The 12,539-nt window shown below is 46.8% G+C and carries 11 protein-coding genes; all 11 read right to left on the bottom strand.

What is annotated here, in order from left to right; genetic code table 11:
- Window positions 1-140: 140 nt before the first annotated feature.
- The 11 genes from B5066_RS11735 to B5066_RS11685 all read right to left on the bottom strand — a co-directional run bounded on the left by B5066_RS11735 (window position 141) and on the right by B5066_RS11685 (window position 12,508).
- Window positions 141-1,040, bottom strand: coding sequence for a cell division protein FtsQ/DivIB (locus B5066_RS11735; protein WP_079476099.1), 900 nt, complete (start codon window positions 1,038-1,040; stop codon window positions 141-143).
- Between the two features lie 29 nt (window positions 1,041-1,069).
- Window positions 1,070-1,990 (bottom strand): UDP-N-acetylmuramate dehydrogenase, encoded by a 921-nt coding sequence (murB, locus tag B5066_RS11730; RefSeq protein WP_079476098.1) that lies wholly within the window; start codon window positions 1,988-1,990, stop codon window positions 1,070-1,072.
- Window positions 1,991-2,150: 160 nt separating this feature from the next.
- A complete protein-coding gene (gene murD, locus B5066_RS11725) occupies window positions 2,151-3,506 on the bottom strand; it encodes a UDP-N-acetylmuramoyl-L-alanine--D-glutamate ligase (protein ID WP_079476097.1) in 1,356 nt (451 codons plus the stop codon).
- Window positions 3,506-4,477 carry a phospho-N-acetylmuramoyl-pentapeptide-transferase gene (mraY, locus tag B5066_RS11720; RefSeq protein WP_079476096.1) on the bottom strand — a complete coding sequence of 324 codons (972 nt, stop codon included), beginning with the start codon at window positions 4,475-4,477 and terminating at the stop codon, window positions 3,506-3,508. Before mraY ends, murD begins: the two co-directional genes overlap by 1 nt.
- 27 nt (window positions 4,478-4,504) lie before the next feature.
- Window positions 4,505-5,971, bottom strand: coding sequence for a UDP-N-acetylmuramoyl-L-alanyl-D-glutamate--2,6-diaminopimelate ligase (locus tag B5066_RS11715; RefSeq protein ID WP_079476095.1), 1,467 nt, complete (start codon window positions 5,969-5,971; stop codon window positions 4,505-4,507).
- Window positions 5,972-6,147: 176 nt separating this feature from the next.
- Entirely contained in the window at window positions 6,148-8,415 is a 2,268-nt protein-coding gene (locus B5066_RS11710; protein WP_079476094.1) for a penicillin-binding protein, read from the bottom strand.
- A gap of 107 nt (window positions 8,416-8,522) precedes the next feature.
- On the bottom strand, window positions 8,523-8,891 hold the full coding sequence (gene ftsL / locus B5066_RS11705) for a cell division protein FtsL (RefSeq protein WP_079476093.1): 369 nt from the start codon (window positions 8,889-8,891) through the stop codon (window positions 8,523-8,525).
- A complete protein-coding gene (rsmH, locus tag B5066_RS11700; RefSeq protein WP_079476092.1) occupies window positions 8,891-9,850 on the bottom strand; it encodes a 16S rRNA (cytosine(1402)-N(4))-methyltransferase RsmH in 960 nt (319 codons plus the stop codon). Before rsmH ends, ftsL begins: the two co-directional genes overlap by 1 nt.
- A gap of 36 nt (window positions 9,851-9,886) precedes the next feature.
- Window positions 9,887-10,318 (bottom strand): division/cell wall cluster transcriptional repressor MraZ, encoded by a 432-nt coding sequence (gene mraZ, locus B5066_RS11695; protein ID WP_079476091.1) that lies wholly within the window; start codon window positions 10,316-10,318, stop codon window positions 9,887-9,889.
- 150 nt (window positions 10,319-10,468) lie between these two features.
- Complete coding sequence (gene bshC, locus B5066_RS11690) at window positions 10,469-12,091, bottom strand: bacillithiol biosynthesis cysteine-adding enzyme BshC (RefSeq protein ID WP_079476090.1); 1,623 nt, start codon at window positions 12,089-12,091, stop codon at window positions 10,469-10,471.
- Window positions 12,092-12,124: 33 nt separating this feature from the next.
- On the bottom strand, window positions 12,125-12,508 hold the full coding sequence (locus tag B5066_RS11685) for a DUF3397 domain-containing protein (protein ID WP_233133209.1): 384 nt from the start codon (window positions 12,506-12,508) through the stop codon (window positions 12,125-12,127).
- Window positions 12,509-12,539: the final 31 nt, after the last annotated feature.

The following is a 12,539-nucleotide window of genomic DNA, read 5'->3' as shown; positions in this document are numbered from 1 at the left end:
GCAACAGAATGTTTCCGGTTGCGCTTCCATTAATAATATATGGCAGTATTTTTGGGTGAGTTAAGAGAAATACGCCTTCTTTTCAGTCTACAACAACTATCTTCAATGGAAAAGGCAATTTTCAAACAATATTCATTCTTTTATCGTTCAGCTTCATTACCACTATTGTTTTCTTCTGATTCAGAAGAACTTCCTTCTGCTCCCTCAGGAGTATTGTTTCCTTCGATAAAACTCTCCTCAGGAACTTCCTGTGTCCCTTCATTTCCTTGCACAGATCCTTCTTCCGATTCTGTTGCTTTAAAGTACGGCGCTCTCATCATGTAAAGCACTCCATCCTGGCCGGCCTCAATGTTTCTTGCAATAGATGGATACGATCCCATGTATTCTGCAAAATCTGATACAGAGCTGCGTACCTCCAGACCATCATTCATATAAAGAGTGATATTGTCTTCATTACTTTCAGAAGGCTCGAAATACACTTCTGAAATCCGGTTGGTTACCCCCTCGCCAAGTTTACCAAGCTCTTCAGCAAATGCTCCGAGTCTGTCTTCATTATTAAAATTCTGCAAAAGCGGCGCATCGGCGGGAAGCTCCTTGTTTACCTTTTCTGTCAGCGTATGGCCGTTTTCAAGCACTGGGGCGTAAGCTCCTTCTGCCTGGGTATAGGCAACTTTTTCATACTCAGTAACTTCAATATTTACGGTCGCTGGCCAAGATCTTGACACTTCTGCTTCTTCGACTTCCGGCAGTTGTTCTACATTATTTTTAATCACGTTTCTGTCCATTTCCCAAATATTCGTACCGACCTGGACCCCGCTCTCTTCTTTAATAGCCTGCTTCTCTGTAAAATGGGATCCACTCGTTTCAATACTACGGATATGACTTAACGGAGATTGAAAATAGATAACCAGCCCAATCAGAATAAAAAACACAGCCAGATAGATGAACAGCCGCCGTCGAGATTTTTGCCGGCGCTGCTCTTTTAAACTGGGATGGTGTTCTTCGAGCGAGACCAGCTTGCCATCATTTGGCTTCCTCACACCGCAGTCCTCCTCTATTCCCTCGCGTATCAGCTATCGGCTGATCTTCTTTTTACGATTTCCACTTCGGTCTCGAGGTCAATGCCGTAAGCATCTTTAACGGAGGAACGGGCTTTTTCAATTAAAGCAAGCACATCAGATGCTTTGGCGTTCCCTATGTTGACAATAAAGTTCGCATGCAGCTCTGATATCTGCGCCCCGCCGATCACGTGCCCTTTTAGCCCAATGTTTTCAATAAGCTCCCCGGCATGGTCCGGAAGAGGGTTTCGAAATACGCTTCCGGCGCAAGGGTGGGCCCACGGCTGCGTCTCTCTTCTGTACTCTTTGTAGTCCTGCATTTCCTTAAAAATGACATCCTTTTCGCCCTGTTCAAGCTTCAATCTGGCAGCAACACATATGCCTTTGTCCGACTGGAGCCTTGAGGTGCGGTAGGCAAATCCCATCTCCTCATTTGGTATCCATTCCATTGTGCCATCTGGAAATAAGATTAGAGCTTCCGTTAGAACCTTCGACATGTCAGAGCCATGGGCCCCAGCATTCATAAATACTGCACCGCCCACACTCCCCGGGATCCCTCCGGCAAATTCCATGCCTCCGTATCCGTCTCTGCTTAGAATTGTAGCAAGCCGTACTAAAGGATAACCCGCTTCCACAGTAACTGTACCGTTATCATTTTCCATATTGGCGAGCTTTGTGCCAAATTTCAACACTACCCCTTCAATGCCTTCATCATCCACCAGCAGGTTTGAGCCCCGACCGATAGCACGCCATGGCAGGTGTTCTTCCTGAATCCATTTCATCGCGTTCGTCAGCTCTTCTACGCTTGTCGGCTCAATCAGCCAATCTGCCGGACCTCCAATCTTCCAGGTCGTATGCTTTTCCAGTGGTTCATCTTTCATTACTTTTCCAAAGTCTTCAAAGTCCCACGCTGATTCCGCCTCTTGTCCCATGTAATCCCCTCCTGTTTTCTTATTCATTTATTTCAGGTTCCCTGGATTCATCACATTTTTGTTTTTATATACTCTCTTTTAACGAATGCATCATTTCGATCCATTCCTGAAGCCACCTTACGAAGGTGGCTTCAGGAGTGGAGCAAACCCGCACTCCTTCTCACCTGTACTTTCCGACGCATTCTATAAATGCCCGGCCGCGTTCTTCAAACGTCTGGAACTGATCCCAGCTTGCACAGGCAGGGGAAAGCAATAGCACGTCCCCACTTTCAGAGAGCTGAAAGCCTTTATCCACAGCATCTTCCAAAAATTCTGTACGGTGAATTTCAGTTACTCCTGCTTCCTGCGCAGAGGCCGCTAGTTTATCTCTCGTCTGGCCATATGCGACTATTGCTTTGATTTTTTGAAAAGAATCTATCAGGTCATCAAAGGTATTACCACGGTCGAGTCCTCCAGCGAGCAGTACTACCGGCTCTTCAAAAGCTTCAATTGCTTTTTGGGTAGAGAGCATGTTTGTAGCTTTGGAATCGTTATAAATTTTACGCCCATTCACGATTCCACTAAATTCGAGACGGTGCTCGATGCCGTGAAAATCAGATAACGCCGATTCAATAGCTTCATTGGAAGCCCCCAGTACTTTTGCTGATGCAATAGCCGCGAGCATGTTCTCTTTATTGTGCGCCCCGGGCAGAGAGGCACGGTCCAGAGCCATTACCGGCTCCGTTTTAAAATAAAACATACCGTCTTTAATGTATGCTCCGCCTTCACAAATTGAGGAAGTTGAAAAGGGTACGAGCGCCGCGCCGGAACGCTCTGCAATTCGCTTAACTTCTTTCTGGTCATAATTATAGACCGCTGCATCTTCTTTCGTCATGTTTTGAAAGAGCTTCGCTTTGGACTGCTCGTAATCATTCCGTGACCCGTGATAATCCAGGTGGGCATCAAAAATATTTAACAGTACGCCAACCTTGGGACGGAACTGCTGTATTCCTTTCAGCTGAAAGCTCGAGACCTCTGTAACCATAATCTGGTTCTTTTTGATCTGAGGAGCTACTTCACACGCCACCTTTCCAATATTACCAGCTACAGCCGCTTCCCTGTGGTCCTTTTTGAAAATGGCCTGGATTAATGAAGTGGTGGTTGTTTTCCCGTTTGAGCCTGTAATGGCTACCATTGTTCCTTCACAAAGCGCTGCCGCAAGCTCAATCTCCGTAATAATATTGAAATTTTTTTCCACGGCTTTTTCAATAAATGGGTGATGGTAAGGAATACCAGGGTTTTTAACAATGACCGAAAACGGTTCATCAAGCAAGGAAAGCGGGTGGTCTCCTGTAACCAACCGTATTCCAAGATTTTCAATCTCCTGCAGCGAGGCATCTTCTTTCACCGCTTCTTTCCCGTCATTCACTGTTACCTCTGCGCCGGAACGATGCAGTAGCTTTGCAGCTGCCAGTCCGCTTTTAGCCAGACCTACTATCAGTACTTTTTTTCCTTTATATTCTTCTAAGCGATCCATTATAAAAACACCTCTAATGCGACCCCGGACAGCCCGGCAGCAGCGCCTACTACCCAAAAAGCAGTAACGACCTGCCATTCCGACCAGCCTGATAGTTCAAAATGATGATGAACCGGGCTCATTTTAAATACTTTTTTTCCTCTTAATTTGTATGACATCACCTGGATAATAACGCTTAGTGTCTCCAAAACAAATACGAGGCCGATCACAATCAATGTCAGTTCGGTTTTTGTCAAAATTGCCACAGCAGCAATCGCTCCTCCGAGTGCCAGAGAACCAGTATCTCCCATAAAAATCTTTGCCGGGTATTTATTGAAGATTAAGAAGCCAAGCAGGCTGCCTACCACTGCAAACGAAAACAATCCGATATCCATGTACCCAAGCGAAAAAGCAACCAGGGCGTAGGCTGCAAATGCCATCGTTCCAGTACCGGCCAACAGCCCGTCCAGCCCGTCCGTCAGATTTACGGCATTAGAAGCTCCGACGAGCATGACAATAATAAGAAAGAAATAAGCCCAGCCAAATTCGAGCGACCACCCCGTACCCGGCACAGCTACGCTTGTATCAAACGTGCCGTTGTACAATACAATAAAAAAGATAAATGCAATAACAATCTGGCCAACCAGCTTCTGTATACTTGTAAGTCCCAGATTTCGCTTCATCACAATCTTAATGAAATCATCCAAAAATCCAAGGATGCCGAATCCTACAGTCACAAGTAAGAGGAGCCATATTTCCGTGGTGTATCCGACAAAAAGTGGCAGAACGATGAGAGCGGTGGCTAAAAGCCCCGCAATGATCATTACACCTCCCATCGTCGGGGTACCGCCTTTTTTCTGATGAGAGGCCGGCCCCATTTCTCTTATGCTCTGGCCAAATTTCAGCCGTTTTAAAGCGGGAATAAGCAACGGTGCCGACACCGCACATATGGTAAATGAAACTATTGTTACTATTAAAGCTGCAAAACCCATTAAGGGAGCTCCTTTCAGTATGAAACGCTATGCCTGTTTATTATTTTTTCTGACTGCTTCTTTTGCTACTTTGCGGTCATCAAATGGCAAAGTTTGATCTCCTACTATCTGGTACGTTTCATGCCCTTTGCCTGCAATGAGCACGGTGTCTCCGGCTCCTGCCAGGAATACGGCACGTTCGATCGCCTTTTCGCGGTCTTCGATTATTTCATATGTCTTCCCGGTAAATCCTGCTTCCATCTGCTCTAATATGCTAACCGGGTCTTCTGAACGCGGATTGTCTGAGGTAAGGATCACCATATCGCTGAACTTTTCCGCAACAGCTGCCATCTTCGGCCTTTTTTCTTTATCTCTGTCGCCCCCGCAGCCTATTACGGCATAAAGACGTCCTTCAGTCATCTCCCGGGCTGTTTGGACTACATTTTCAAGTCCGCCTGGAGTGTGCGCATAATCAACGACAATCGTACTTTCCTGCCCGGCTTCTACAGCTTCAAACCTGCCGCTTACCCCCGGGGCATGTTTCAGTCCATCCACGATACTTGTGACTGATACATTTTCTGCAATACAGGCAGCAATAGCTGCAAGAGCATTGTACACATTGAACTTTCCAAGCAGTGGATATTCCACTTCGGTGCTGCCCCAAGGAGTATGCAGCGTAAAGGATGTTTTGCTCCCTGTCGTGTTTATATTCTCAGCGTAAATATCATTATTTTCACTGAGACCGTACGTAAGTACTGGCACTGTGGTTACTGCTTCGAAGTAAGCGGAAGCTGCGTCGTCACCATTTAAAACTGCTGTACTCAGCTCTCCTGCAAAGCTGTTGCCTAACTGGGAAAACAAAAGGCCTTTCGCATTTCTGTAGCTTTCCATCGATCCGTGGTAATCCAGATGGTCCTGGGAAAGATTCGTAAAAACTGCTGTACGAAACTGTACGCCTCGTACGCGTCCCATCTGCAGGGCATGAGACGACACTTCCATCACACAGCTTTTCACCTCTTTGTCCCTCATACCAGCAAACAGCTGCTGCAGCTCGAGAGATTCGGGTGTCGTGTTATTTGTCTCTATGGACTCACTTCCAATTTTGGCATACATTGTGCCGATTAAACCTGTCTTTGTCTGCTCTTCGTTCAGGATGGATTCGACTAAATGACTGGTAGTCGTTTTACCATTCGTTCCAGTAATACCTATTACACGAACATCTTTTGTAGGATGATCGTAAAAATGATCCGCAGCGTAGGCCATCACTTTCTGCGTATCTTTTACGAGCCACACCGGCGCTTCAACATCCACATGCCGTTCAGCTATTACCGCTGCAGCTCCGTTATTTACTGCCTGGGAGGCAAAATCGTGGCCGTCGACTTTTGTTCCTTCAATACAAAAAAACAGACCATTTGGGGTGACTTCCCTGGAATCCATATGTAAACTTTCTATTTCTTTGTCTTCGCGTTCAAGCCGCACCATTATGCTTGGAATAATATCTGTAATATATTTCATTTCCGTGCCTCTTTTCTATCCGGAGCAAGTGTTTACCACTAATTATAGAAAAAATGTGTTTCGCCCTTCCCGGGTGTCTTTTAATGAACATGCACGCAGAGAACGAAAAAAAGTCCTCTGCGTACACCCCACTCATTCTAATGTGAACAATCAAGCATGTCATGGGACAATCGTCATTAGTTTTCTGCTGGTGCTTCACTTTCTTCTGGCTGTTCTTCCCCGGGGCTTCCCTCTGTTTCCTGTGGAGAAGCCTCTTCCGGCTGCACTTCATCGTTTTCATTTTCTTCAGCATTTTCTTCTTCTGCCGGCTGCTCTGTCTCGGCGTTCTGCAGCTCGTCCGGAGGCACCAGCTCCACTTCCATTTTTTCAGCAGCGCTTACGGCCGTCCCCGGATCAACCGATTGGGTGCTGACATAGCCCGAACCGTTTGCCGTTATATCGACCTCCAGCAGTTTTTCGAGACGCTGGATCTCCCGGAGGGACCATCCACTGACGTCCGGAATGCTTTTTTGGCCGTTCGTCAGGAAGATTACTTTTTCACCTACAATCAGGCGCTCTGTCTTTGTCGGGATCTGATTTTCGACCTGATTTCCGCTGCCGATGACTACCGGCTCGAGACCGGCTTTCTTAGCGGCTTTTTTAGCCTTTTTTACTGACTTCCCAGTGTAGTTTTCAAATTCAATGCCAGATTCTTCATACGCCTTGTTGTCTTCAACATCCGAAGGGGTAAGGTTCATGTATGAAAGGCTCTGCTGCATCACCGGATTAAAAATAGCACTCACGGCATCAGAGCCAGTTTCTGTCGGCTCCAGCTCCGGACGGTCCACAACAACATAAACAATAATTTCCGGATCGTCCACCGGGGCCATACCAATGAAGGAAAAAATGTTTTGGTTTTCTCCACTCAGATATCCTCCTCCCTCAGGGTCAGAGATCTGGGCTGTACCAGTTTTTCCTGCAACCTCGACTCCATCAATCTGATACGGAGCCCCAGTGCCATGCTCACCTTCAATAACGGTTTGCAGCTTTTCCCTTGTTTTTTTAGCCGCTTTCTTACTGATCGGCTTTCCTGCTACTTTGGGCTCGGATTCATACGTTGTTTCGTTGTTGTTCGGGTTTTCAATATGATCGATCACATAAGGCTGCATCATTTTGCCATCATTAGCGATGGCAGTGGCCCCCTGAATCATTTGAATAGGAGTGACTGTAGACGCCTGCCCAAAGGCTGTTATACCAACGTTTAATGGCGTTTCTTCCGCTAACGCCCCGTCCGCCTCATTCGGGAGATCAATCCCGGTTTCCTGGCCGAATCCGAATTTTTCCAGATAATTAAATAGGGCTCCTTCAGGCAGAATTTCAAGCGCAATTCTCATAAATGCTACGTTCGAAGAACGGCGGAGCCCTTCATTATAAGTGATTTCGCCCCAGCCTTCCCCGTTGTTATGATCCCGGATCGTTTCTCCGGACACGTTATATGTGCCGGATTCATAAGTATCTTTGCCTTCAAAGACGCCTTTATCAATCGCAGCAGCCAGCGTAAAGATTTTCATTGTCGAGCCGGGCTCAAACTGGTCGGACACAGCATAATTGGTATAATTTTCGATTTCTTCATATTCATTCGGGTTGAAGCTCGGCCGGTTGCTCATTCCGAGGATTTCACCGCTGTCTGCGTCTGCCACAACGCCCATCATTTTGTTTGGATTGTAGTTTTCTTCCACCTCTGACATCGACTGTTCAAGCACGCTTTGAATATTGCCATCCAGTGTCAGGTAAACGTCTTTGCCATCTTTAGCTGTGTTCGTCGTTGTCTCATCTTCGTCAAGAAGAGCATTCTCTTCCGATTCTGTTCTCGTGCCGTCTTTACCGGTCAATTCTTCATTTAACCCGGCTTCGAGCCCCATGTGAGCTTCTGACATATCCCGGCTCATGTAGCCAAGGACATGACTTGCAAACGTCTGGTTTGGATAATAACGCGTCGGCTCTTCACGAAAATGTATGCCTGCGAGGCCAAGCTGTTCAATTTCTTCTCTTTCAGATAACGTTAAATACTTGCTTCCTGAACCGAGTTCCACCTGATATTGGTCGCGGTTGAGCATTTCTTTCAGCTCTGCTGCTTCCATGCCGATCAATGGACCGAGTTTTTCAGCTACTTTAGCTGGATTTTTCACGTGATCATCGTAGGATTCATCGAGCACTGCATAAACCGAATAGGATGGCACCTGTTCTGCCAGCGGTTCGCCCTTCTTATCGAAAATAGTCCCCCGCTTCGCCTCGACGGTTTCAGTTGTAGTATACCTGGAGTCTGCCATACTTGCCAGGTCATTGCCCTCTACCGTTTTTCCCACTTGAATATAGACCATGCGGCCCGTGAAAATAAGGAAAAAAATAGAGATAGCAAGGACCAATAGGAGCGCCCGCACTTTCGTACTTTTCAATTTCTTCATGCTGAGAACGTTCACCACCTGAGTTTTTACATGTAACGGGGCCGCTGGTTAACTTGCAAGAAGGGAGCGGTACTGCCGTGTCCCCACGGTTTCCCCTCCCTTCTGTGTTAGTTCTGTTCTGTTCCGTTTACAACTTGAATATTTTCGTCCTTCATTTCCATGCCCAGTTCATTTTTAGCGTAATCCATGATGCGCTCCGGTGAACTAAGTTCAGCCACCTGCAGTTCAAGGTTTTGATTCACCTGCTGCTGCTCCTGGATCTGTGTAGCGGTCTGGTCGATTTGCTGATCCTGGGCGTGTATGGTGGCAAAATTCGAAACGATGAAAAAGGAGGCGATTAGAATCCCGACAATGACCGCAGTCATAATCAGTTTTTCACCTTTTGTAATACCACCGCGAACGTGGTACTGGACTTTTTTATGTACTATTTGTTTGTCTTCCTGCTGGCGTTTTATCTGCTGTGCCAAATTCTCCATTATTTTTTATCCTCCTCGCGTTTTTCGATGATTCGAAGCTTCGCGGAAGCCGCCCTTGGATTTTGCGTAAGTTCATCTTCTGATGGCAGGATCGGTTTCTTTGTGACCAGGTTGAAATCTGGTTCTGCTTCATCGGGCACGACCGGGAGTCCCTTCGGAAGCGGAGGTGGAGAACTTTTCTGTTTAAACAACTTTTTACAAATCCTGTCTTCTAACGAATGAAATGTTATGACACACAATCTTCCGCCGGGCGCTAACATGGTCAGCGCATCGTCAAGCGCTTCTTTGAACACATCAAGTTCATTATTTACAGCAATTCGCAAAGCCTGAAAAGTCCGCTTCGCCGGATGCCCGCCTTTTCTCCTGGCCGGTGCAGGTATTGCACTTTTGATGATTTCCACTAGTTCTTCGGTTGTTTCAATACGGTGCTCTTCACGCGCTTTTTCGATTTTTCTGGCAATCTGTTTTGAGAAACGCTCTTCCCCGTATTCTGAGAGAATCTGCCAGATTTCCTGAAACGATGCTTCATTGACGATGTGTGCTGCTGTACGCTCCTGCCGGTGCCTATCCATCCTCATGTCAAGCGGGGCATTATAGCGGTAGCTGAACCCTCTTTCCGGCCGGTCGAACTGCGGTGATGACACTCCAAGATCGAATAATATCCCGTTTACCTGCTCAGTATGAAGCTCGAGCAGTTCTTCTTTTAAAAACTGGAAATTGCTATGTACGATCCTGAAATTTTCTCCATAAACCCGGAGCCGCTGCTCTGCATGAGCGATCGCTTCCTCATCCTGGTCAAAGGCTATTAAAAGGCCCTCGGAAGAAAGCTGCTTCATGACTTCTTCACTGTGTCCGCCGCCGCCGAGAGTACAATCAACATACACCCCGTCCGGACGAATATTCAGCCCCCGGACTGATGCTTCTTTCAATACGGTTTCATGTTCAAATTGTGGCGGCACTTCTATTCCTCCGGCAAAAACGTGTTTGATACTGCGCTAAAAATCCAGGTCGGCCATGTTTTCTGCAATGTCTGGAAATACTTCTTCTGATTCTACATAATATTCGTCCCATTTGTGTTTATCCCATATTTCTACTCGGCTGCTTACCCCGATGATCATACATTCTTTTTTTAATTCTGCATATTGGCGGAGGGTGGTTGGAATCATCGAACGCCCCTGTTTATCAAGTTCGCATTCTGACGCTCCTGAAAAGAAAAAACGGGTGAATGCCCTTGCATCTTTTTTTGTGAAAGGCAAAGCTTTTAATTTAGTTTCAATGCGTTCCCATTCGTCATATGGATAAACAAACAAGCATCCATCCAGACCACGGGTAACGACGAAAGAATCTCCCAACTTCTCCCGAAAACGGGAGGGTATAATAATTCTTCCTTTATCGTCCATATTATGTTGATATTCTCCCATAAACATATGGACCCAACCTTTCACCACTCCTTACATTTAAGTTACCACATTCCCCCACTTTGTACCACTTTTTCCGGAAAATTTTTTAACAAAAAAAAACTCCCCGATATTTCGGGAAGCTTTCAGCCGGATAACGTATAAATTAGTGTGCAGATGCTACAGTAATATAATATTCTGCCGGCCGCTTTTCCATTCTGTTTCGGCAGCCGTCTGCGCCGGAAGAAAGGCGCCGAATTCGTTTAACATAAATAAAATATTAACCTGCCTTTCCGCCGGTTCCCGGCGAGGATACAGGCGGCCGATAATTAACTCCAGCCGCCGGACATGTATCTGCACTCTCCGCTCCTGCTCTGCATCCAGCCGTTCTCCAAGGTAACAGGTTTCTTTTTCAATCCGTCTCCAGTTTTCTTTCGCAAAACTTTCCTGTGAAGGAAACTGGCGAATCCATTCTTTAGCAAGAGCTGCATGAGCTTCTTTCATTTCTTCCAACGCCTGGAGGGCTTTTGCTTTCCCGTCCACTTCCAGGGCAGCGCGGCGCACCTCCTGGAGTTTTTGTTCGAGTAAAGGTAAATCCAGCAGCATTCTATAGGGAACATTCTCTTTTTCAGCGGCCTGCTGTACCTGACGGGTGACATAATGCACTTCCATACGCTTTTGCACCACCGGCATCCGCATGCCGAGTAATTCAAACAATGGCTTTAAAAGAGACCAATACTGCATTTCCCCTGGCCCTGCCACAAAGTGCAGAACCGGGAGCATCTGCTCCTGCATCAGCGGCCGGGTAATTACGTCAGTGCTGAAACGGGTGGGTTGGCGCACTGCTTCTTCTAGTAATTTCTCCGTCCCCACAGTTTTTCCCGATCTCCGGCTCCTCCAGGCTCCATCTTTATATTCAAGCAGATGTCTCACGTAATTTATATGATAGAATAGATGCCCGCTGTCAAAATTGATGCCCGCGACCTCGTCGTATCCCGCTGCCTTTCTTTCAGCTGTGCCCTGATAAACAGCCGCATTTATTTTATCTGGATCGGAAAGCAAAGTTTTAAAAAGCGGCTTTCCCAGTTCTCTCCATTCCGGCTGCTGCGGATCCATCATGATAAGTTTTGTATCCTTAAACAGCCAGCGCATCATCTCTGCAAAAAACTGGGACCACGACCTTGAACGATTCAAAAGCACATACACTTCATCTCGTAATTCTTTCGTAAATGGACTTTCGCGGAGCTTTGAAAAAGCTTCTTCCACGAACGCTTCCACTTCCGCTGCTTCAAACGGCTGCTCTGACACAGGCACATTCGGCAGAAAGTTTCCTTCGAACCTCGTTTTATCTAAATGCCCTTCAGCCGGGAAATTGACGTGGTTTACTTCCTCCCAGTCATGATCTTCCCCTGCAATCCAAAACAATGGAAGGACCGGACGCCCAAGCCGCTTCTCCTCCTGATCTGCAAGCTTTAGCACTGATAATGCCTTGGAAATTACCAGCGAGGGGCCGGTGAGCATGCCAGCCTGCTGGCCGCCCGCTACCACCACGGCCTCGTCATTGTCCATTTTTTCAAGAGCCTTGACCGCTTTATCCCCATAATACAGCCCGCCATTATACTTCTGCAGAAGCTGCTTTAAGTACCTGCGCTCAAAGGACCGGCCGTCTAAATAACGAAGCCGGTCCTCTACCCCCTGATTTTCCCCAGTGTAATGAAAGAGCTTCCTGGCACCGGGCCTGCCCGCTTGATAGTCATGTAAAAAATAATCGGTTTCTATTGGTTGTTCGTACAGAACTTTCATGTCAAACTACCTTCCTTCACGCCTTGCTCCGTTCTATGCCATAATCTGCAGATAGGCCCAATATCCGGCTAAGAGGATGTATCCTGCCGCAAATATAAAAAAGCTGCATCTCCATATGCCTTTCAGCACCCGAAAAAACTCCAGCTCCTCGCGGGAATGATAATGAATAATGGAAATCACGACAGCGCTGGCCAGAATCACTAAATAAATGACCCACAGGTAGGATTCGTTCCACAGGTCACTTGACCATCTATGGACCGAAGCGATGAACAACAGCGTAGTTGAGTCGCAGGCGGCCCTGAAGGCATATGCTTTTCTTTTCGTTAATTTTGCCGTGACCAGATAGGCTATGTACCAAAAAACCAGCGGCAGCGCCAAGCCTGCTTCCATTAACCATCCATATATCTGCTGTAGCATATTTGTCACTTTCCCTCATCCAGTTTGCTCT

The sequence above is a fragment of the Marinococcus halophilus genome, assembly GCF_900166605.1.
Lineage (GTDB): Bacteria > Bacillota > Bacilli > Bacillales > Marinococcaceae > Marinococcus > Marinococcus halophilus.
Note: the sequence above shows the minus strand (reverse complement) of the source record. Positions and strands in the feature narration are given on the sequence as shown.

Bases quoted from the DNA above. Each gene is read 5' to 3' on its own strand.
- murB (WP_079476098.1), bottom strand. From the start codon at position 1,990: ATGGGACAAGAGGCGGAATCAGCGTGGGACTTTGAAGACTTTGGAAAA.
- murD (WP_079476097.1), bottom strand. From the start codon at position 3,506: ATGGATCGCTTAGAAGAATATAAAGGAAAAAAAGTACTGATAGTAGGT.
- mraY (WP_079476096.1), bottom strand. From the start codon at position 4,477: ATGGGTTTTGCAGCTTTAATAGTAACAATAGTTTCATTTACCATATGT.
- B5066_RS11715 (WP_079476095.1), bottom strand. From the start codon at position 5,971: ATGAAATATATTACAGATATTATTCCAAGCATAATGGTGCGGCTTGAA.
- B5066_RS11710 (WP_079476094.1), bottom strand. From the start codon at position 8,415: ATGAAGAAATTGAAAAGTACGAAAGTGCGGGCGCTCCTATTGGTCCTT.
- ftsL (WP_079476093.1), bottom strand. From the start codon at position 8,891: ATGGAGAATTTGGCACAGCAGATAAAACGCCAGCAGGAAGACAAACAA.
- mraZ (WP_079476091.1), bottom strand. From the start codon at position 10,318: ATGTTTATGGGAGAATATCAACATAATATGGACGATAAAGGAAGAATT.
- bshC (WP_079476090.1), bottom strand. From the start codon at position 12,091: ATGAAAGTTCTGTACGAACAACCAATAGAAACCGATTATTTTTTACAT.
- B5066_RS11685 (WP_233133209.1), bottom strand. From the start codon at position 12,508: ATGCTACAGCAGATATATGGATGGTTAATGGAAGCAGGCTTGGCGCTG.